The organism is Serratia sp. EWG9 (assembly GCF_019913725.1).
Lineage (GTDB): Bacteria > Pseudomonadota > Gammaproteobacteria > Enterobacterales > Enterobacteriaceae > Serratia > Serratia ureilytica.
In genome coordinates, this window is record NZ_JADNRO010000001.1 from 976,443 (window position 1) to 997,143 (window position 20,701).

Annotated in this window: 20 protein-coding genes and 1 pseudogene; 5 read left to right on the plus strand and 16 right to left on the minus strand. The window is 58.4% G+C overall.

All coding sequences use genetic code 11. From position 1 onward, the window contains the following. The first annotated feature begins 82 nt into the window (after nt 1-82). Together ITX55_RS04750 and ITX55_RS04755 are read left to right on the plus strand one after the other, a co-directional pair. Nucleotides 83-1,235 (plus strand): annotated as a pseudogene (locus ITX55_RS04750) (phage late control D family protein). A 45-nt stretch (nt 1,236-1,280) separates the two neighbouring features. After that, nucleotides 1,281-1,529, plus strand: coding sequence for an ogr/Delta-like zinc finger family protein (locus tag ITX55_RS04755; protein ID WP_072062302.1), 249 nt, complete (start codon nt 1,281-1,283; stop codon nt 1,527-1,529). Between the two features lie 176 nt (nt 1,530-1,705). Here ITX55_RS04755 and ptsG read toward each other — a convergent pair whose 3' ends face one another. The 6 genes from ptsG to pabC form a co-directional block, all read right to left on the minus strand. After that, nucleotides 1,706-3,139, minus strand: coding sequence for a PTS glucose transporter subunit IIBC (gene ptsG, locus ITX55_RS04760; RefSeq protein WP_016928184.1), 1,434 nt, complete (start codon nt 3,137-3,139; stop codon nt 1,706-1,708). A gap of 343 nt (nt 3,140-3,482) precedes the next feature. Then, nucleotides 3,483-4,259 carry a metal-dependent hydrolase gene (locus tag ITX55_RS04765; RefSeq protein WP_042784208.1) on the minus strand — a complete coding sequence of 259 codons (777 nt, stop codon included), beginning with the start codon at nt 4,257-4,259 and terminating at the stop codon, nt 3,483-3,485. A gap of 19 nt (nt 4,260-4,278) precedes the next feature. After that, a complete protein-coding gene (gene holB, locus ITX55_RS04770; protein WP_033650744.1) occupies nt 4,279-5,286 on the minus strand; it encodes a DNA polymerase III subunit delta' in 1,008 nt (335 codons plus the stop codon). Further along, nucleotides 5,286-5,924: a dTMP kinase gene (gene tmk / locus ITX55_RS04775; RefSeq protein ID WP_033642688.1), complete on the minus strand. Its 639-nt coding sequence runs from the start codon at nt 5,922-5,924 to the stop codon at nt 5,286-5,288. The genes holB and tmk overlap by 1 nt, the downstream gene beginning before the upstream one ends. Continuing rightward, complete coding sequence (gene mltG, locus ITX55_RS04780; protein ID WP_042784205.1) at nt 5,914-6,939, minus strand: endolytic transglycosylase MltG; 1,026 nt, start codon at nt 6,937-6,939, stop codon at nt 5,914-5,916. The genes tmk and mltG overlap by 11 nt, the downstream gene beginning before the upstream one ends. A gap of 13 nt (nt 6,940-6,952) precedes the next feature. Then, entirely contained in the window at nt 6,953-7,750 is a 798-nt protein-coding gene (gene pabC, locus ITX55_RS04785; protein ID WP_033642686.1) for an aminodeoxychorismate lyase, read from the minus strand. A 139-nt stretch (nt 7,751-7,889) separates the two neighbouring features. Between pabC and ITX55_RS04790 the strand changes: the two genes are divergently transcribed. After that, the gene (locus ITX55_RS04790; RefSeq protein ID WP_197801255.1) at nt 7,890-8,465 is read left to right on the plus strand and encodes a hypothetical protein; all 576 of its coding nucleotides are present in this window, start codon (nt 7,890-7,892) and stop codon (nt 8,463-8,465) included. Nucleotides 8,466-8,554: 89 nt separating this feature from the next. Here the strand turns inward: ITX55_RS04790 and fabF are convergent, their stop codons facing one another. The 8 genes from fabF to yceD form a co-directional block, all read right to left on the minus strand. After that, the gene (fabF, locus tag ITX55_RS04795; protein ID WP_033642685.1) at nt 8,555-9,796 is read right to left on the minus strand and encodes a beta-ketoacyl-ACP synthase II; all 1,242 of its coding nucleotides are present in this window, start codon (nt 9,794-9,796) and stop codon (nt 8,555-8,557) included. Nucleotides 9,797-9,878: 82 nt separating this feature from the next. Beyond that, the gene (gene acpP, locus ITX55_RS04800; RefSeq protein ID WP_004719003.1) at nt 9,879-10,115 is read right to left on the minus strand and encodes an acyl carrier protein; all 237 of its coding nucleotides are present in this window, start codon (nt 10,113-10,115) and stop codon (nt 9,879-9,881) included. Between the two features lie 154 nt (nt 10,116-10,269). Next, a complete protein-coding gene (fabG, locus tag ITX55_RS04805; RefSeq protein ID WP_004928729.1) occupies nt 10,270-11,004 on the minus strand; it encodes a 3-oxoacyl-ACP reductase FabG in 735 nt (244 codons plus the stop codon). Nucleotides 11,005-11,015: 11 nt separating this feature from the next. Beyond that, nucleotides 11,016-11,945: an ACP S-malonyltransferase gene (gene fabD / locus ITX55_RS04810; protein ID WP_033642684.1), complete on the minus strand. Its 930-nt coding sequence runs from the start codon at nt 11,943-11,945 to the stop codon at nt 11,016-11,018. A gap of 18 nt (nt 11,946-11,963) precedes the next feature. Beyond that, complete coding sequence (locus tag ITX55_RS04815) at nt 11,964-12,917, minus strand: beta-ketoacyl-ACP synthase III (protein ID WP_033642683.1); 954 nt, start codon at nt 12,915-12,917, stop codon at nt 11,964-11,966. Between the two features lie 6 nt (nt 12,918-12,923). After that, nucleotides 12,924-13,958 carry a phosphate acyltransferase PlsX gene (gene plsX / locus ITX55_RS04820; RefSeq protein WP_071841648.1) on the minus strand — a complete coding sequence of 345 codons (1,035 nt, stop codon included), beginning with the start codon at nt 13,956-13,958 and terminating at the stop codon, nt 12,924-12,926. 11 nt (nt 13,959-13,969) lie between these two features. Further along, a complete protein-coding gene (gene rpmF, locus ITX55_RS04825) occupies nt 13,970-14,137 on the minus strand; it encodes a 50S ribosomal protein L32 (RefSeq protein ID WP_004927778.1) in 168 nt (55 codons plus the stop codon). 16 nt (nt 14,138-14,153) lie between these two features. Beyond that, on the minus strand, nt 14,154-14,675 hold the full coding sequence (yceD, locus tag ITX55_RS04830) for a 23S rRNA accumulation protein YceD (RefSeq protein ID WP_004927780.1): 522 nt from the start codon (nt 14,673-14,675) through the stop codon (nt 14,154-14,156). A gap of 141 nt (nt 14,676-14,816) precedes the next feature. Here yceD and ITX55_RS04835 point away from each other — a divergent pair, with 141 nt between their 5' ends. Further along, nucleotides 14,817-15,398 (plus strand): nucleoside triphosphate pyrophosphatase, encoded by a 582-nt coding sequence (locus ITX55_RS04835; RefSeq protein ID WP_089192586.1) that lies wholly within the window; start codon nt 14,817-14,819, stop codon nt 15,396-15,398. A gap of 6 nt (nt 15,399-15,404) precedes the next feature. On the opposite strand, the gene rluC is transcribed toward ITX55_RS04835, so the two are convergent. Further along, nucleotides 15,405-16,364 carry a 23S rRNA pseudouridine(955/2504/2580) synthase RluC gene (rluC, locus tag ITX55_RS04840; RefSeq protein WP_004927787.1) on the minus strand — a complete coding sequence of 320 codons (960 nt, stop codon included), beginning with the start codon at nt 16,362-16,364 and terminating at the stop codon, nt 15,405-15,407. Between the two features lie 552 nt (nt 16,365-16,916). On the opposite strand from rluC, the gene rne reads away from it, so the two are divergent. Beyond that, nucleotides 16,917-20,279 carry a ribonuclease E gene (rne, locus tag ITX55_RS04845; protein WP_197755979.1) on the plus strand — a complete coding sequence of 1,121 codons (3,363 nt, stop codon included), beginning with the start codon at nt 16,917-16,919 and terminating at the stop codon, nt 20,277-20,279. Between the two features lie 60 nt (nt 20,280-20,339). On the opposite strand, the gene ITX55_RS04850 is transcribed toward rne, so the two are convergent. After that, the gene (locus tag ITX55_RS04850) at nt 20,340-20,627 is read right to left on the minus strand and encodes a putative quinol monooxygenase (RefSeq protein WP_108682275.1); all 288 of its coding nucleotides are present in this window, start codon (nt 20,625-20,627) and stop codon (nt 20,340-20,342) included. Nucleotides 20,628-20,701 lie beyond the last annotated feature (74 nt).

Below are 20,701 nucleotides of genomic sequence, written 5' to 3' on the forward strand. Positions count from 1 at the left end.
CTGGTTGTCATCCGCCGGCGACAACAACGCGCGGTTTTCCCCGTCGCGCGCGCATGAAACCATCAGCGCCAAAGGGGGAGCCATGGCACTGACTACTGACGCGATCGACAAGGCCAAATCACTGCTGGGTGGCGGCGCCAGCACGTTCAACGATTACCAGACGGAGCTGTCGCGCGTGCCGGCGTTCAGCGTCCTGCTTGGCGGCAAGGAGCTGACCAAACTGGATGAGCGCGTCTTGTCGTTGGAGATGACCGACAACCGCGGCTTTGAGGCCGACGAGCTGACGATCACCGTGGACGATACTGACGGCCAGCTGCAGCTGCCGCCGCGCGGCGCTGAAGTGTCCGCGTCGATGGGCTGGCACGGTGAAGCACTGGTTTACAAAGGCATTTTTATCGTCGATGAAGTAGCGCACGCCGGGCCGCCTGATACGCTGACGATCACCGCCAGAAGTGCCGATTTTCGCGACGAGTTCAACGTCAAGCGCGAGGTGTCCTGGCATGACGTCACCGTAGAACGGGTGGTGTCAGCGATCGCCCGGCGCTACAACCTGAAGGCCATCATCTCGCAGCAACTCATGGAGGTAGAGATTGACCACGCCGACCAGACGCAAGAAAGCGACATGTCATTCCTGACGCGCATGGCCGAAATGCTGGGCGCCATTGCCACGGTGAAAAATGGCAGTCTGCTGTTTATCCTGCCCGGTGGTGGCGTCAGCGCCAACGGTAAGGCGCTGCCCTCCTTCGCCATCACACGCAGCAGCGGCGATCGTCACGCCTTCCGCATTGCCGATCGTGATGCCTATACCGGCGTGCGCGCGTACTGGCTCGATTTGGAATTCGGGAAAAAGAAAAAGGTCACGGTGAAGGCCCGCAAGCCGGCAAAAAAGAAAGTGCAGCGCAGCAGCCGCCGCGAGGGTGATTACATCGAGGGGGCCGACGGTAACGTCTATGTCCTGCGCAAAACCTACAATAACGAAACGGCTGCCAAACGGGCCGCGCGCAAAATGGCAGCAGCTCAAACGCGGCGCGGCTGAATTTACCCTAACCCTGGCCTACGGCCGCGCCGATTTATACCCGGAGCAGCACGGCACGGTATCGGGATTTAAAACGGATATTGATAATCAGGATTGGATAATCGCCAGGGCGAGCCATTCGATCGACGGGAACGGATTTACCACGCGGCTGGAACTGGAGGCTAAAATACCTGAATGGATTGCGGAAAGTGAGAAGTGACGGCCATAATAACGGGGAGTTCAACTCCCGCCATGGGAGGCCATCATGTTTGTTTGCCCGATCTGCGGTGCTATGGCCCGCACCCGTACCAGTCGCCGTCTCAGTGAAATGACGATACGCCAATATCATCAGTGTCAGAATTTCGAATGCAGTATCACGTTCACGACGCTAAACAGCGTTGAAAAGCTGGTAACAAAGCGCGGCCCGCGCGAAGAACTACCACCCGACTTTATCCCGCAAGACGCCTTCCCAACGTCCCACTATGGGCGTGATCAGCTGAACCTGTCACTGTGAACCGGCCCCGCCTTTGAGCGGGGTTTTTTATCATCTGTTTTCATAGAGATGCCAGACACAGAGCAAACCAGATGGGTAAAAATGTGGCCACTAAAAATATAAAACCAATATTTTTCAATAAAATAAACAACAAAAAAGGGAGGCTTTCGCCTCCCTTGATAACTCCCCTGCCTGAATCAGTGATTACGGATGTATTCGTCCATATCGGTTTTCAGGTTGTCGGACTTGGTGCCGAAGATGGCCTGCACGCCGGAGCCAGCGACGACTACACCGGCTGCGCCCAGTTTCTTCAGGCCCGCCTGGTCGACTTTGGACACGTCGGCCACGCTGACGCGCAGACGGGTGATGCAAGCATCCAGGTTAGTGATGTTTTCTTTACCACCGAAGGCCTGAACCAGCGCGGCGGACATTTCGGAACCGCCCTGCGCAGTCTGCTCGGCAGCGGTGTCTTCACGGCCCGGCGTTTTCAGATCCAACTTGGCGATCAGCACGCGGAAGATGGTGTAGTACACCAGACCGTAGACGATACCGACGATTGGGAACAGCCAGATTTTGCTGCTGTTGCCGCTCAGTACGATAAAGTCGATCAGGCCGTGCGAGAAGCTGGTGCCGTCACGCATGCCCAACAGGATGCAGATTGGGAACGCCAGGCCGGCCAGGATAGCGTGGATCACGTACAGGATCGGCGCGACGAACATGAAGGAGAACTCGATCGGCTCAGTGATACCGGTCAGGAACGAGGTCAGCGCGGCGGAGATCATGATGCCGCCGACTTTCGCGCGGTTTTCCGGCTTGGCCGAGTGCCAGATGGCGATGGCCGCTGCAGGCAGACCGTACATTTTGAACAGGAAGCCGCCGGACAGTTTGCCCGCGGTCGGGTCGCCCGCCATGTAGCGAGGGATATCACCGTGGAACACCTGGCCCGCCGCGTTGGTGAATTCACCAATTTGCATTTGGAACGGGACGTTCCAGATGTGGTGCAGACCGAACGGTACCAGAGCACGCTCAACCACGCCGTAAATGCCGAAGGCCACGACCGGGTTCTGATAAGCCGCCCACTGCGAGAAGGTCTGGATAGCCGTACCGATCGGCGGCCAGATGAAGGACAGCACTACGCCCAGAACGATCGCCGCCAGACCGGAAATGATCGGCACGAAACGCTTACCGGCAAAGAAGCCCAGGTATTCCGGCAGTTGAATGCGGAAGAAGCGGTTAAACATATAGGCCGCGATGGCGCCGGAGATAATCCCCCCGAGCACACCGGTATCCGCCAGGTGTTTGGCCGCAATTTCTTCAGCCGGCAGGTGCAGCACCAGCGGCGCAACCACCGCCATTGTTTTCACCATGATGCCGTAAGCCACCACTGCCGCCAGCGCGGAAACGCCGTCGTTGTTGGTGAAGCCCAAGGCGACGCCGATGGCGAAAATCAGCGGCATGTTGGCGAAGACCGAACCGCCCGCTTCCGCCATCACGTGGGAGACTACCGCAGGTAGCCAGCTAAAGTTGGCGGAACCGACGCCCAGCAGGATACCTGCGATAGGCAACACGGACACCGGCAGCATGAGCGATTTACCTACTTTTTGCAGGTTTGCAAATGCGTTCTTGAACATAGTTGAGTGTGCTCCTGAGTAATAATGCTTTGCTACTTCTTGTCGCGATTGGTCGCGCTGCAAGGGGGGGAGAAAAACCCCTGCAATTCAGGGTGTCTGAGCACCCCTTGAATTTATTACGCAGAGTAAAATAAATAGCCTGCGCAATGTTTGATGACAATCACGTTTCGATGATCGAGCCGCGGCAACTTTGCATAAACCGGCGTTTTTTTGGCAAAACAGAGCAAAAAACGCGCGCCAATCACCCTGAAACGGGAGCGAACCTTACCCGTTTCAGTGATTAATTACGAGCTTAAAAAAAATTACGCAGACAATGACCTACCGCTATAGCCTAGGTCAAAGATCACAGTTCGAGGTGAAATAAGCGTGAAAAGTTGGCGGTGGTCGCTTCGGCCAGCTGTTCCAGGCTGACGCCCTTCAATACCGCCATGTATTCAGCCACATCACGCACATAGGCGGGTTGGTTTTCTTTGCCGCGATGCGGCACCGGCGCCAGATAAGGCGAGTCGGTTTCCACCAGCATGCGATCCAGCGGCACGTAGCGTGCCACTTCGCGCAGCTGTTCGGCATTGCGGAAGGTGACGATGCCGGAGAAGGAGATGTAGAAGCCCAGATCCAGCAAGGCTTCGGCCGTGGCCAGATCTTCGGTGAAGCAGTGCAGCACGCCGCCGCAGTCTTGCGCGTTCTCTTCACGCAGGATCGCCAGCGTGTCCGCGCGCGCCTCGCGGGTGTGGACGATCACCGGCTTGTTCAGATCACGGCCAATGCGGATATGTTCGCGGAAAGAGTCCTGCTGCAGCTCAAGGTTGTCTTTCTGGTAGAAGTAATCGAGCCCGGTCTCTCCCAGCGCCACCACCTGTTCCGCCGCCGCCAGGCGACGCAGCTCGGCGTAATCATAGCCCTCTTCCAGATTAAGCGGATGCACCCCGCAGGAGAAAGCCACATCGTTGCGCTCGCCGATCAATTCGGTCATGGAACGGTAACCCGGCAACGTGGTGGCGACCGCCAGCACATAGCCGACGTCGCGCGCCTTGGCCTTGGCCAGCGCGTCGTCCACATTCTGGTGCAGCGTTTGGTAATCCAGGCCGTCAAGGTGGCAATGAGAATCGACTAACAACATAATTTTTAACTCTTTTACTTTACAGCGAATGAGGTTGGGAATAGCCGGCGGCGCCAAGCATCTGTTCCCAGCGAAGTAACTGTTCGGTCAGCAGCAGCTCGCGGTTGACGCCCACTACGCTGAGCAGCTGATGACGGCAGTTCAGCCACTGCTGCACAATCTGTTGCAGCGAAGCGCTGCTCAGCAGGCTGGCCAGCTGATGCACCAGCGGCTGCTGATCCTGATTCAATACATAGTGATGCGCGCCCTGTTGCCACTTCATTGCGTCCACCAATAACGCGCACAGCCAATGCAGGCGTTCGGCGACGTCTTCATGGTTTAGCACCGGCAACAGCGACAGCATATCGCGTTGCGGCAGCGCGGCGCTCAATGCGGCGCACAGGGCGCCGCGCTGTTGCCACTGCTGCGGTTGCAACAGCTGCTCGGCGGCCAGGGGCGCGCCGTCGTGCAGGCGCAGCGCCGTGACTCGGTCTGTCTGAGAGCCCGCCGCCTGCCGGCCCAACCACTGCAGGCTGAGCTGCTCATCCGGGCTGGCCAAATGCCAGTACAGGCAGCGGCTGCGCAGCGTCGCCATCAGCCGCGACGGCTCACGGCAACCCAGCAGAAAATAGGTTTTCTCCGGCGGCTCCTCCAGCGTTTTCAACAGCGCGTTGGCCGCCGCCTCGGTCAGCTGTTCCGCCTGCGGCAGCCAAATCACCTTGGCGCCGCCCTGTTGCGCATGGGCGTACAGCGTTTCAATCACCTGGCGGATGGGTTCGATGCCCAGGCTGCTCTTGCCCTTTTCCGGCGCCAACACGTGATAATCCGGGTGATTGCCCGCCAGCATCAACCGGCAGCTGTGGCACTCGCCGCAGCTTTTTTCGCCGTTGCGCTGTTGGCAGATCAACCAACGGCTCAGGCCGTAGGCCAACGCATCGTCACCATTGCCCGCCGCCGCATGCAGCAGCAGCGCATGATGGCCACGGCCGTCGGCGTACTGCCCAATCAGCTGGCGATAAGGGCCATTCAGCCACGGGTACCAGTTCATTATGCGCCTTCCTGCTGCCGCAGCCAGTGGCTGACGCAGTCGCGGATCGCCGCAGTCACCTGCTCCAGCGGCTGGGCGGCGTCGACGGTGACGATCGTTTCGTCCTGCGCCGCCAGTTCGAGATAGCGAGCGCGGGTGCGTTCGAAGAATGGCAGCGCCTCCTGCTCGATGCGATCCAACTGACCGCGCGCCTGTGCGCGTTGCAGGCCGACCAGCGGAGGCAGATCGAGATAGACCGTCAGATCCGGGTGAAAATCCCCCAGCACGGTGTCGCGCAGCGAGGTCATCAGCTGCGGATCCACGCCACGGCCGCCGCCCTGATAGGCTTGTGAAGAGAGATCGTGGCGATCGCCCACCACCCAGGCGCCACGCGCCAGGGCGGGTTTGATCACGGTTTCCACCAACTGCACGCGCGCAGCGTACAGCATCAAGACTTCGGCCTTGATGGTCGGCAATTCGCCGTCGATGCCGCGCTTGAACAGGTCGCGCAGCTTCTCCGCCAACGGCGTGCCGCCGGGTTCACGGGTGAAGACGATGTCGTTGATGCCATGTTCACGCAGCACATTGACTACCGTGTCGCGCGCGGTGGTTTTGCCCGCGCCTTCCAGCCCTTCGATTACAACGAATTTACTTTTCATTCTTTTCCTTTAACGCCTGGCGGTACACGCGCACCGCCTGGTTATGGCTCGCCAGATTGGTGGTGAAGGTATGCCCACCCTTGCCGTCGGCGACAAAATAGAGATATGGCGTTTTGGCCGGATTGGCGGCCGCTCGCAGCGAGGCCTCGCCCGGCATGGCGATCGGCGTTGGCGGCAGGCCGGCGATCACATAGGTGTTGTAAGGCGTCGGCGTCTCCAGATCCTTGCGCGTGATGTTGCCATTATAGCTCTCGCCCATGCCGTAGATCACCGTCGGATCGGTCTGCAGACGCATGCCGAGACGCAAACGGTTGACGAACACCGACGCCACCTTGCTGCGCTCTTCCGGCACGGCGGTCTCTTTCTCGACGATCGATGCCATGGTCAGCAGCTCTTCCGGCGTTTTGTACGGCAGACTGGTGTCGCGGCCGTCCCAGGCGGCCTGCAGCGCTTTGTTCATGCGGACGTGGGCGCGTTTGAGCAGCGCGATGTCGCTCATGCCGGCGGTATACTGGTAGGTATCCGGGTACAGCCGCCCTTCCGGGGTTTCTCCTGCAGCAATGCCGAGCGCGGCGGCGATCTCCGCGTCACTTTTGCCCGCCAGGGTGTGTTTCAGGTATTTGGACTGCTGGAGCACCTGCTGCCAGTCACGCAGGCGTGAGCCTTCGATAAAGCGCGCGGTGAACTGCGCCTCTTTACCGCTGGCCAACAGTTTCAGCATCTGGCGCACCGTCATGCCCGGCGTGAACCGGTAGGTTCCGGCCTTGAACTCCGCCAGCTCCGGTTCCAGTTTCAGCAGCCACTGGAACCAGCGGCCGCTGCGCACCAGTTTATCGCGTACCAGTAACCCTTCCAGCGCCACCCGGCCGGTGCCGGCAGGCAGTTTGAAGATAGTCTCTTGCTGGATAGCCAGCGGCGTATCGGCAAAGCGTTCGATCTTCTGGTAGCCCCAAAACAGCAGCGCCAATGCCAGAACAACAATAACAGACAGGACCTTCAGCTTTCTTTTCTTCATCAATCAGCCATGGTTAACAGTGTGGACGCAAAAAATCATACAGCTGGCGCGAATGATAACGCCATGATTGAGCAACGTTTACCGGCAGCAGCGGCATCAGCGCGTTGCTCACCAGGACTTCGTCGGCATCGGCCAGCGTCTCCAGCGGCTCGCTGACGCAGTGCAGACGGTATTCCGATCCCGCCAGCAGCGCGATCACCCGTCGCCGCATCAGGCCCGCGACGCCCGCCTGGCTCAGGTCAGGGGTAAACACCGCTTTTCCCTTACGCCAGAATAAATTAGCCGCACAGCATTCCACCAGCATACCGGCAGTGTCAAGCACCAGCGCCTCGTCGGCGGCCGTCTGGTCAAGATGCGCGCGGATCAGCACCTGCTCCAGGCGGTTCAAATGCTTCAACCCCGCCAGCAGCGGATTGCGCGCCAGCGCCACCGGGCTGAGCGCAAGCGTGATGCCCTGCTCGCGCCACTGCAAATAGTGCGCAGGGTAGCTGCTGCGGGCGACGATGCGCGTCGGGTTTTCGCACCCCGTCGGGCTGTAGCCTCGTCCACCGCTGCCGCGCGTCAGTATCGCTTTGACCACGCCGAGCGAAATTGATTCTGCCGCCTGCGCCATCTCGCGCTCGAAAGCCGGCCAATCGGTGGCGGGCAGCATCAGCCGTTGGGCCGCCTGCTGCAGCCGCTCCAGATGCCAGGGCAGCAGCTCGATTTTACCGTCGATAACCCGGGCGGTAGTAAAGCAGCCGTCGCCGAACTGCAGGCCACGATCGCTCGGCGCCAGCGCATCGTGGCGTTGTCCGTTAATCCAGTACATGCTTCCTCCTGTTGCCGGGTGATTTCATTACGCTCGCAGAATAGCAGGCGGCCGTTAATGCAAAAGCGCTCAATATGACCACTTATCATCCAGCTCGGCTGGTGTTATGGTAGCTCATTGGAAAAATTAGGCTATCCGCATGAAATACAAAAAAATATTATCAATAATTATAATTTTATTTACCATTCTGATAACTGCCGGGCTGCTGACCATAAAGCCGCTGCGCGTTGCCTTCCCCTCATTGCTGCCGGGAATAACATGCCCAACAGCAACCCTCTGCACGGATGATGTCGCAAAATTAGTAGATGCTCAAAAGCTTTATCTAACCGGCTATGCGCACGCCAGTAACGCCGTCGGACCATTTATCGGCAGCCCTCGAGTCGTGTTCTGCAGCGCAGCAGCCTGCGCCGAGATGTTCGGCATGGGAAAACGGGCCGCCGCTGCGATTGGTGATCTCGGTCTGATTGTTGCACCACGCGGTTGGACAGCGTTCTACTTAACGCATGAAATGATCCACTATCGGCAGGCAGAATCCTTCGGTAATCTCGCCATGTTGACCAAGCCCTCATGGCTGATTGAGGGGATGGCTTATTCCATGAGCGGCGATCCGCGCTCACTGGGCGCCCCCTTCGAAGAATGGCGTACTCAATTCGACATGTGGCAGGCTACACTTGGCAATCAATCCATCTTGCAAGCGGCGAAAAATATTAAATAACCCCCCTGCAAATGCCCCTCTCCGTCAAATTGCGCGCGCAAAAAAGCCCGGTTAAAAACCGGGCTTTCATCAGCGAACAACCACGCGAGTTACACTCGGCGGAAGATCAGCGAGCCGTTGGTGCCGCCAAAGCCGAAGGAGTTACACAAGGTGTACTCCATATCGCTGACCTGGCGCGCTTCGTGAGGCACGAAGTCCAGATCGCAACCTTCATCCGGGTTATCCAGGTTGATGGTCGGCGGTACCGCCTGATCGCGCAGCGCCAGCACGGTGAAGATAGACTCGATCGCGCCCGCCGCACCCAACAGGTGGCCGGTCATCGATTTGGTCGAGCTCACCAGCACGCGCTGGGCATCAGCGCCGAAGACGGATTTCACCGCCTGCGCTTCCGCCTGATCGCCCGCCGGCGTAGAGGTGCCGTGCGCATTGATGTAGCCGATTTGTGACGGGGTCACACCGGCGTCAAGCAGGGCATTTTCCATCGCCAGCGCAGCGCCTGCGCCGTTTTCCGGCGGCGACGTCATGTGATAAGCATCGCTGCTCATCCCAAAGCCCACCACTTCGGCGTAGATTTTCGCGCCGCGTTTTTTCGCGTGCTCGTACTCTTCCAGCACCATCATGCCGGCGCCGTCGCCCAGCACGAAGCCGTCGCGGTCTTTATCCCACGGACGGCTCGCCGCCTGCGGGTTGTCATTACGGGTGGACAGGGCGCGCGCTGCGCCAAAGCCGCCGACGCCCAATGGGGTGCTGGCTTTCTCTGCCCCACCGGCCAGCATCACATCCGCATCATTGTAAGCAATGATACGCGCGGCATGGCCGATGTTGTGCACACCTGAAGTACAGGCGGTGGCGATGGAAATGCTTGGGCCACGCATGCCGTACATGATTGTCAGGTGACCTGCAATCATATTCACAATGGTGGAAGGCACGAAGAACGGACTGATTTTCCGTGGGCCACCGTTAACCAGTGAACTGTGGTTTTCTTCAATCAAACCCAGGCCGCCGATGCCGGAACCGATCGCGGCTCCAATGCGGCTGGCGTTAGCCTCGGTGATGTCCAGACCTGCATCCTGCATGGCTTGCATGCCCGCAGCGATACCGTACTGGATAAAGGCGTCCATCTTGCGCGCATCTTTGCGAGAGATGAAATCCTCAGAATTAAAATTCTTTACCAGGCCAGCAAACTTGGTCGCATAGGCAGTGGTATCGAAATGGTCGATCAGGCTGATGCCACTCTGACCGGCAAGAAGAGCGTTCCACGTGGACTCTACCGTATTGCCGACAGGAGACAACATGCCCAGTCCGGTCACAACTACTCGACGCTTAGACACGTTTGTCCTCCAGGGAGGGAAAAATATGACACTAGGGATAGAAAAAACTTAGGCGGTCGAACGACCGCCTAGATATGTTCTCTTACTGCTGGCTAGCGTTGATGAAATCAATAGCTGCCTGAACAGTAGTGATCTTCTCAGCTTCTTCGTCTGGAATCTCGGTGTCGAATTCTTCTTCCAGTGCCATTACCAGCTCAACGGTGTCAAGAGAATCAGCGCCCAGATCTTCAACGAAAGAAGCGTTGTTCAAAACTTCTTCCTGTTTAACACCCAGTTGCTCAACAATGATTTTCTTAACGCGTTCTTCGATAGTGCTCATACTCTTAAATTTCCTATCAAAACTCGCTTTCGCGATGGTTTTCGTAGTGTATAAAATGCTGAAAAAGATGCAACTAAATCCCGGCTGGTCAAACCACGATTTTACGCTATTTTGCGGTTTTTGCCTCAAATAACGCAAATGGTTTTCACATTTTTTAAATCATGTACATGCCGCCATTGACATGTAACGTTTCACCGGTGATATAGCCGGCCTCATCAGAGGCCAAAAATGCAACAGCGCTGGCGATTTCTTTAGCATCGCCCAGCCGGTTGGCTGGAACTGATGACAAAATGCCTGCGCGTTGATCATCTGTCAACGCCCGTGTCATGTCCGTCTCAATAAAGCCAGGTGCCACGACGTTGACCGTAATGCCACGAGAAGCAACTTCACGTGCCAAAGATTTGCTAAAACCAATCAGACCGGCTTTAGCCGCCGCGTAGTTCGCCTGCCCTGCGTTCCCCATGGTGCCGACAACGGAACCGATGGTGATGATACGGCCAAACCGCTTTTTCATCATAGCGCGCATTACCGCTTTTGACAGGCGGAATACGGAAGTCAGGTTAGTGTCGAGGATATCCTCCCACTCATCATCCTTCATACGCATCAGCAGGTTATCACGCGTAATGCCGGCATTATTCACTAAAATGTCGATTTCGCCAAATTCGGCGCGAATCGATGCCAGCACGCTGTCGATAGATTGCGCATCAACAACGTTCAACATAAACCCTTTGCCGTTTGCGCCCAGGTAGCCGCTGATCGCTTCAGCGCCGCTCTCGCTGGTCGCGGTGCCGATCACTTTGGCGCCGCGGGCCACAAACGTTTCTGCAATAGCTCGGCCAATACCGCGGCTCGCGCCGGTGACCAGAACGATTTTACCTTCGAAGCTCATCATTTTCCTCTTTATTGTTCAAGCGCCGCCGACAGGCTGGCGGTGTCGTTCACCGCCGCAGCCGTCAGGGTGTCAACAATACGTTTAGTGAGACCGGTCAGCACTTTGCCCGGCCCCACTTCCAGCAGCGACGTCACTCCCTGTGCTGCGATAAATTCAACGCTCTCGGTCCAACGCACCGGGCTGTACAGCTGACGCACCAGCGCACTGCGGATCGCTTCAGGATCGTTTTCGGTACGTACGTCGACGTTGTTCACCACCGGCACCTGCGGCGCGTTGAAGGTGATGTCCTTCAGCGCCACGGCCAACTTGTCGGCGGCCGGTTTCATCAGCGCGCAGTGCGAAGGCACGCTCACCGGCAGCGGCAGTGCACGTTTGGCGCCCGCCGCTTTACAGGCGGCGCCTGCACGTTCAACCGCTTCTTTATTGCCGGCGATAACCACCTGGCCCGGCGAGTTGAAGTTGACCGGAGAAACCACCTGTCCCTGCGCGGACTCTTCGCACGCCTTGGCGATCGCGTCGTTGTCCAGGCCGATGATGGCGTACATAGCGCCTGTGCCTTCCGGCACCGCTTCCTGCATCAGCTTACCGCGCAGCTCGACCAGGCGGATCGCCGCCTTGAAGTCCAGCACGCCGGCGCAGACCAGCGCCGAGTATTCGCCCAGGCTGTGGCCCGCCATCAATGCGGGCGCTTTACCGCCCTGCTGCTGCCACACGCGGAAAATCGCCACAGAAGCCGCCAGCAGAGCCGGTTGGGTCTGCCAGGTCTTGTTCAGCTCTTCCGCCGGGCCTTGCTGCACCAGCTGCCACAGATCGTAACCCAGCGCGGAAGAGGCCTCGCCGAAAGTCTCTTCGACGATCGGGAACTGTGCGGCCAATTCGGCCAGCATGCCAACGGCCTGTGACCCCTGGCCCGGGAAAACAAAAGCAAATTGCGTCATTTTTTATTCCTGTTCAAATCAGAAACGAACCAGCGCCGAGCCCCAGGTAAAGCCGCCGCCGAAGGCTTCCAGCAGCACCAGCTGGCCACGCTGAATTCGCCCGTCTCGCACGGCTTCGTCCAGTGCGGAAGGCACCGAGGCGGCAGAGGTGTTGCCGTGACGATCGAGCGTCACCACCACTTTGTCCATCCCCATGCCCAGTTTTTTCGCCGTTGCGCTGATGATACGCAGGTTGGCCTGGTGCGGCACCAGCCAATCCAGCTCGCTGCGGTCCATGTTGTTGGCCTGCAACGTCTCATCGACGATGCGCGCCAGTTCGGTGACCGCAACCTTGAATACTTCATTGCCCGCCATGGTGACATAGGCCGGCTTGTCTTGATTCTGACGATCCTTGTAAGGCAGCGTCAGCAGGCTGCCGTAGCTGCCGTCGGCATGCAGGTGGGTAGACAGAATGCCCTGCTCTTCAGAAGCCCCCAGCACCACCGCCCCTGCGCCATCACCAAACAGAATGATGGTGCCGCGATCTTCAGGATCCAGCGTGCGCGACAAGACGTCCGCGCCGATAACCAGCGCATGTTTGACCGCGCCGTTTTTCACGTACTGATCGGCCACGCTGAGCGCATAAGTAAAGCCGGCGCAGGCCGCAGCCAGATCGAACGCCGCGCAGTCTTTGATGCCCAACATTTGCTGCACCAGGCACGCCGCACTCGGGAACGCGTGAGTCGTCGTGGTGGTCGCCACGACGATAAGCCCAATGTCTTCTTTAGCCACACCTGCCATTTCCAGAGCTTTCTCAGCGGCCTGGAAGCTCATCGTCGCGACGGTTTCATCCGCAGCGGCGATGCGACGTTCGCGAATACCGGTACGCGTGACGATCCACTCGTCAGAGGTATCCACCATTTTTTCCAAATCAGCATTGGTGCGCACTTGTACGGGCAAATAACTCCCCGTACCGAGAATCTTTGTATACATGTACGATCAGTCACTCTTAGGTAATACAGCCTCAAGGCGCGCAGCAATCCTTTCCGGGACTTGCCGCTGCACCGCCTGCACAGCCTGTTCGATTGCGACTGCAAACGCGTGAGGGTTCGCAGCGCCGTGGCTCTTGACTACGGTGCTGCGCAATCCTAACAGACATGCGCCATTATACTGGTCGGGGTTCAGGTGGCCGAACCGCTTGACCACCCGTTTTTGCAACCAACGGCCCAACAATTTCAGCCACCAGGCTCGCTTGTTTCCATCGCCGGACGATTTCAGCAGCGATAAGAACACCCTGACCACCCCTTCCATGGTTTTCAGCGTGACGTTGCCCACGAAGCCGTCGCAGACCAACACATCGGTCTTGCCGGTGAGCAGTTCGTTTCCTTCCAGGTAACCAATATAGTTGATTGCCGGAGTATTTTTTAGCACAGCGGCCGCTTCCCGGATATTATCCAGGCCTTTGGTCTCTTCTTCGCCGATATTCAGCAGCGCCACCCGCGGTTGCGCAATGCCGATCACCTCTTCCGCCATCACCGCGCCCATCACGGCAAACTGCACCAGCATGGTGCTGTCGCACTCGACGTTAGCGCCCAGATCCAGCACCACGGTTTTGCTGCGCTGCTGGTTCGGGATCACCGTCATCAGCGCCGGGCGCTCAATGCCCTCCAATGGCTTGACCAATAGCTTCGCCAATCCCATCAGCGCGCCGGTATTGCCGGCGCTGACGCAGCCCTGCGCGTTGCCGCTGCTGAGCTGTTCGAGCGCAATGCGCATCGACGTGCCGCGGCTGGCGCGTATCGCTTGTGAAGGTTTGGCGTCGCCGGCGATCACAGACTCGGCGGGCACGACTTGCAGACGCTCCAGAAGAACCGGATCGGCGTGGGCAAGCAAAGGGGAGATGGCGTCGGGATTACCGACCAGCAAGAGATGAAGCTGTAAATTAGAGGCCAGTGCCTGCAACGAAGCAGGCACTGTGACGCAGGGACCGAAGTCCCCGCCCATTGCATCTAACGCCAGGGTTAGACGAGTCAAGGTATCGCTACTTAGCCGATAACCTTGCGACCGCGGTAGAAACCGTCGGCAGTGATGTGGTGACGACGGTGAGTTTCACCGGATACTTTGTCTACAGACAGAGTAGTCGTGGTCAGAGCATCGTGAGAACGACGCATGCCACGCTTGGAACGGGTTGGTTTATTCTGTTGTACGGCCATGGACCTTACTCCTCAATTACTTACGCTTTAAACTGGCTAATACGGCAAACGGATTCGGTTTCTCCGCCTCGGGAGGCAGTTGGCCAAATACCATGTCCGCTTCGGACACTTCACAGTGTTCAGATTCATGTACCGGAACGACAGGCAGTGAAAGAATAATTTCGTCTTCAATCATTGCCAACAGATCGACTTCGCCAAACTCGTCAACTTCGATCGGTTCGTACGCTTCCGGTAATGCCTCAGCCTGCTCATCATTGACGACCGGGCTAAAACAATATGTTGTGTGAACCTGATGTTCGAACGGGACTCCACAGCGTTGGCACATCAACGTTACCGTGACGTCCGCATGCCCTGTTATCACCGCGAGGCGTTGATTGTCGATATTAAACGACAACGACACCTCAACATCACTGTCCACACTGACCACGGAGTCGGCAACACGAGTAACCTGCTCAGGCGCATAGACACCAGCATAGTCCAGGCGTTTCTGAGCGGTACGTACCGCATCAATGGTCAAGGGTAATTTTACCTTTTGCATAGGGCGCGCATATTAACTTTGTAACGACATAGAGTCAAAGAAAAAGGCCGTAAAACGGCTCCTTTCACCAATATTCGCTTCCACAGCGGCCGACAGTTTAAAATGCCGTACCCATTTACGCTACGGTTTGCGAAAAAAATTATGCAGAGATTGCTTTTAGCCTCCACCTCCCCCTATCGAAAAATGCTGCTGGAGAAACTGCAGCTGCCGTTCGACTGCGCCGCGCCGGAGGTGGATGAAACCCCGCTGCCGGGCGAAGGCGCGGAAGCGCTGGTGCTGCGCCTGGCGGCAGCGAAGGCTCAGGCGCTGGCCCTCGCCTACCACGAGCATCTGATCATCGGTTCCGATCAGGTCTGCGTGATCGATGGCAGCATCACCGGCAAGCCCCATACCGAGGAAAACGCCCGCGCGCAGCTGCGCCAGGCAAGCGGCCAGGCCGTGACCTTCTATACTGGCCTGGCGCTGTACAACGGCCGCAGCAAGCAGCTGCAGGCCCTGTGCGAGCCTTTCCACGTGCATTTTCGCGCGCTGAGCGAAGCGGAGATCGCCGCCTATGTGCGTCTGGAGCAACCGCTGAACTGCGCGGGCAGTTTCAAAAGCGAGGGATTGGGGATCGCGTTGTTCGACAGGCTGGAAGGCCGGGATCCGAACGCCCTGGTCGGCCTGCCGTTGATCGCGCTGTTGGAGATGTTGCGGGCTGAAGGCATCAACCCGCTGGTGTGACGCGGATTATTTGGCGGCCTGTCGGCGCAGCACTTGCAGGCAATGACGCAGTTCTTCGTCCATCGGCGCTTCGATACGCATCGTTTCGCCGGTGGCCGGATGCTCGAAGCGCAGCGCCGCGGCGTGCAGGAACAGACGCTTCAGGCCGGTACCCGCCAGTTGACGATCGAACTCGCGGTCGCCGTAGCGATCGTCAAAGGCGATCGGATGCCCGGCATGCAGGGTGTGCACGCGGATCTGGTGGGTACGCCCGGTGATTGGGCTGGCCTTCACCAGGGTGGCGAATTCGTAACGCTCTTCCACCTTGAAGCGGGTTTCCGAAGGCTTGCCTTCGCTGTTGACGCGCACGATACGTTCGCCGCTTTGCAGAATGTTTTTCAGCAGCGGCGCCTGTACGGCCTTGCAGTGGGACTGCCACTGGCCGCGCACCAGCGCCAGATAATCCTTCTGCATGCCCTTCAGCCGCAGTTGCTCATGCAGCGAACGCAGCGCGGAACGCTTCTTGGCAACCAACAGCACGCCGGAGGTATCGCGATCGAGCCGATGCACCAGCTCCAGGAAACGGGCCTCAGGGCGCAGCGCCCGCAGCCCTTCAATCACGCCGAAGCTCAGGCCGCTGCCGCCGTGCACCGCGGTGCCGGAAGGCTTGTTGAGGATCAGCAGGTGGTCATCTTCATACAGAATGCAGTCGGCCAGCGCCGCCACCTTATCCAGCTTCGCCGACACCGGCGCCTCTTCGCGCTCGGCCACGCGCACCGGCGGCACGCGCACCACGTCGCCGGCCGCCAATTTGTATTCGACCTTGATGCGCCCTTTATTAACCCGCACCTCGCCTTTGCGCACGATGCGATAAATCATGCTCTTCGGCACGCCTTTCAGGCGAGCGAGCAGAAAGTTGTCGATTCTCTGACCGGCTTCGTCGTCGGAAATCGTGATGAATTGTACTGCTGGATTGTTCGTTTTCATGGTGCGGGATTCTAAATAGAGCGCGTGAATAGCGCCACATCTTTTTCTGTGCTTAACTGTCTCTCTGACGGCGGGCGAAACCCCAGCGGACAATAAGGCAGCAAGCCGATTTGAACGTTTGCGATTTCTTCCGCAGTTAAGGAAAAGTCACCTTGCTATAACGGCATCAGCAGTGGAATAATGCAGTCACTTTCCGCGTTGATTCTCGTTAAACAGGGAAAACGGTGGAATTATAAAATTTGTCTGATCGCGCAAAAACGCAGCAATGGCGTAAGACGTAATGCGAAATCAAACAATTAGCGGGCTGCGGGTTGCAGCTTGGCCGGCAAATGGAATCAGATCTGTCGACGTAAATCAGAGGCTATTCCCCTAGTAAAAGTGCTGTCTTTCACAAAGAAAAGCAGGCTTACCGAGATAATGCGCCCCTATGCAGGCGACAACCGTGAGGTTGACGGCTTTGCGAGAAGACACGGGGCTTTCGGTTTAACTCCGGCCATGAGGTTATTTTGCCCGCAGCTTTGTCGATAATGTAAAAATAACGAGTAAGTTAAGATGAAAAGAATGTTGATTAACGCAACTCAGCAGGAAGAGTTGCGTGTTGCCCTCGTAGATGGACAGCGGCTGTATGATTTGGATATCGAAAGTCCGGGTCATGAGCAGAAAAAAGCGAATATTTACAAAGGCAAAATCACCCGCATTGAACCAAGTCTTGAAGCAGCGTTCGTGGACTACGGCGCAGAACGACATGGTTTCCTCCCTCTTAAAGAAATCGCCCGCGAATACTTTCCTAGCAATTACTCTTCCCATGGCCGCCCGAACATCAAAGATGTCCTGCGCGAAGGCCAGGAAGTCATCGTTCAGGTAGACAAAGAAGAACGTGGCAACAAAGGCGCCGCCTTGACCACCTTCATCAGCCTGGCGGGCAGCTATCTGGTGCTGATGCCGAACAACCCGCGCGCCGGCGGTATTTCTCGCCGCATCGAGGGTGACGATCGCACTGAGCTGAAAGAAGCGCTCTCTTCGCTGCAACTGCCGGACGGCATGGGCCTGATCGTTCGCACCGCGGGCGTAGGCAAATCCGCCGACGCGCTGCAGTGGGATCTCTCCTTCCGCCTGAAGCACTGGGAAGCGATTAAAAAAGCCGCCGAAGGCCGCCCTGCGCCGTTCCTGATCCACCAGGAAAGCAACGTTATCGTGCGCGCCTTCCGCGATTACCTGCGCCCGGACATCGGCGAAATCCTGATCGACAACCCGAAAATTCTCGATCTGGCCAAAGAGCACATCGCCGCGCTGGGCCGCCCGGATTTCAGCAGCAAAATCAAACTGTACAGCGGTGAAATTCCTCTGTTCAGCCACTATCAGATCGAATCGCAGATCGAATCCGCCTTCCAGCGCGAAGTGCGCCTGCCGTCCGGCGGCTCGATCGTCATCGACAGCACCGAAGCGCTGACCGCCATCGACATCAACTCCGCACGCGCAACCCGCGGCGGCGACATCGAAGAGACGGCGTTCAACACCAACCTGGAAGCGGCGGACGAAATCGCTCGCCAGCTGCGCCTGCGCGATCTCGGCGGCCTGATCGTCATCGACTTCATCGACATGACGCCGGTACGCCACCAGCGCGAAGTGGAAAACCGCTTGCGCGACGCCGTGCGTCAAGACCGCGCGCGCATCCAAATCGGCCGCATCTCTCGTTTCGGCCTGCTGGAAATGTCGCGTCAGCGCCTCAGCCCGTCGCTGGGTGAATCCAGCCACCACGTGTGCCCACGCTGTAACGGCACCGGCACCATCCGCGACAACGAATCGCTGGCACTGTCCATCCTGCGCCTGATCGAAGAAGAAGCGCTGAAGGAAAACACCAAAGAAGTTCACGCTATCGTACCGGTTCAGGTCGCTTCGTACCTGCTGAACGAAAAGCGTGAATCCGTCAGCGCGATCGAAAAACGTCAGGGTGGCGTGAAAGCCGTCATCGTGCCGAACGATGAAATGCAAACCCCGCACTACTCGGTGCTGCGCGTACGCAAGGGCGAGGAAACCTCTACCCTCAGCTACCTGCTGCCGAAACTGCACGAAGAAGACATGGAGCGTCCGCTGGAAGATGCGCCGATGGAACGCAAGCGTCCGGAGCAACCGGCCCTGGCTTCCTTCTCCCTGTCCGCCGATGTGCCGCCGCCGGCTGAAGAACCCGTCGCCGTTGCCAAACCTGTCGCTGCAGCCGCCAAGGCTAAAGCCGCAGCGCCGGCCGCCGCCAAGCCGGGCTTCCTGGGCCGCCTGTTCGGTGGTTTGAAGAGCCTGTTCGCCGGTGAAGAACAACCTGCCGTCGAAGAAGCCAAACCGGCCGAAACGCCGAAGGCGGAAGGCAACGGTGAAAACCGTCGTCAGGATCGTCGCGGTCAGCGCCGTCAAGGCACCGGCCGTAAAGAGCGCGGTGAGCGTAGCGACCGTGGCGATCGTCCGGAACGCGGCGAACGTAAAGAGCGCGGTGAAGGCCGTGACAATCGCGAACGCGACAACCGTGAACCGCGTGAGAACCGTGAAGGCCGTGAATCGCGTGAATCCCGCGATGAGCAGCGCCGTAACCGCCGCAACCAGCAGCAGAACGCGCCGGTAGCGGAGGAAACTGCCTCGGAAGAAAGCGCTAAAGCGCCGCGCGAAGATCAGCAGCAGCGCCGTGAACAGCGTGCTGAACGCCAGCGTCGCCGTCAGGAAGAGAAACGTCAGGCTCAGCAGGAAGTGAAAGCGCTGGAAAGCGTTGACGCGGTCGAGAGCACCGACGAAGAGCAGGAAGAACGCCAGCAGCAGAACATGCAGCGCCGTCAGCGCCGCCCTCTGACGCAGAAAGTGCGCATCCTGTCCGCGGAAGAAGAGTTGCAGCGCGCAGCGGAAGAGCTGTTGGCGCCGAAAGCGCCGGTAGCGAAAGCCGAAGATGCGCAGCCAACCGCCGACGACAGCGTGAAGCTGCTGCCGGAAACCGTTGCCGCTCAGGCGGAAGACGATGCCCAGGGCGAAAACCGCGGCAACGGCGAAGGCATGCCGCGTCGTTCCCGTCGTTCACCACGTCACCTGCGCGTCAGCGGCCAGCGTCGCCGTCGTTACCGCGACGAGCGTTACCCTCTGCAATCCCCAATGCCGTTGGTGGGCGCGTTCGCTTCTCCGGAAATGGCATCAGGCAAAGTCTGGGTAAGCTACCCGGTCGCTCAGGTTGAAGAAGCCGAAGTGCAAACCGAAGCCGTAGAGCAGGCGCCGGTTGTCGCCGCAGCGGTTGAACAGCACAGCGTTGCCGTGGAAGAAACTCAGGCCGCGGCCAGCGTCAACGAACCGGCACCAGAAGCCGCCGTTGAAACTGCCGCCGTCACCGTAATAGAAGAAGCGGCAGTCGTAGCGCCGGTTGTTGTCACCCCGGCCGAGGAAACCCCGGCGCCGGTGGAAACCGCCCCGGCAACGGTTGCGATTGAAGAACCGAAAGCGGAAGAGACTGCCCCTGCAGTGGAAGCTGAGCCGGTAGCTGAAACCGTAGCGGCAGAGCCAGTGGTTGAAGCTAAGCCAGCGGAAGACGAGCCTGTGGTCGAAACTGCACCGGTAGAAGCCGCGCCGGCGGAAGAAGCGCCAGTGGTAGAAGCCGCACCTGCAGCGGCAGCCGCTCCGGTAGAAAAAGCGCCGGAACCAACGGCCGCCGAGCCTGCGGTTGCTCAGCAGCCGGCACCGGTGAAAGCCGTGCAGGACGCGCTGTACAAACACATCGCCACTGCGCCGATGACCAAAGCGCCTGCGCCGGCCTACGTGCCGGAAGAACGCAAGCACAGCGACTGGCAGCGCCCTTCCTTCAACTTTGAAGGCAAAGGTTCAGCCGGTGGTCACTCGGCAGTGAGCCAGGCCACCGCGCCGGCCACCAAGCCGCAGCCGGTTAACGAATAAGTTAATCTGCACACCTAAAAAAACCCGCCGACGGCGGGTTTTTTCTTGCCTGCAAAAAGCTCAGGCGATCTTTTTCAGTTTTTTGATGTCCAGAACTTCCAACTTGCCGTCAAGTCGACTGACGAACTGCTGAAAATGCGCCGTCTCATTATGCTTATCCAGCGCTTCGCTGCTGGCCCAACGCTCAAAGAACACGAAGGTGCCCGGTTTTTCAAGATCGCGATGCAAATCATATTGCAGGTTACCCAGCTCCTGGCGGCTCGGCTCGAGAATGTCGTGCACCGCTTCACTGACTGCGGCCTCAAATCCCGCTTTCGCTTGCAGGGTGGCGATAACGCGTACTTCCATTGTTTTCTCCCTTTCCACTTGATGAAAGTCGACGCTATTGGCGTCGGCATCGTTGAAATCCTTGTCACTATGCG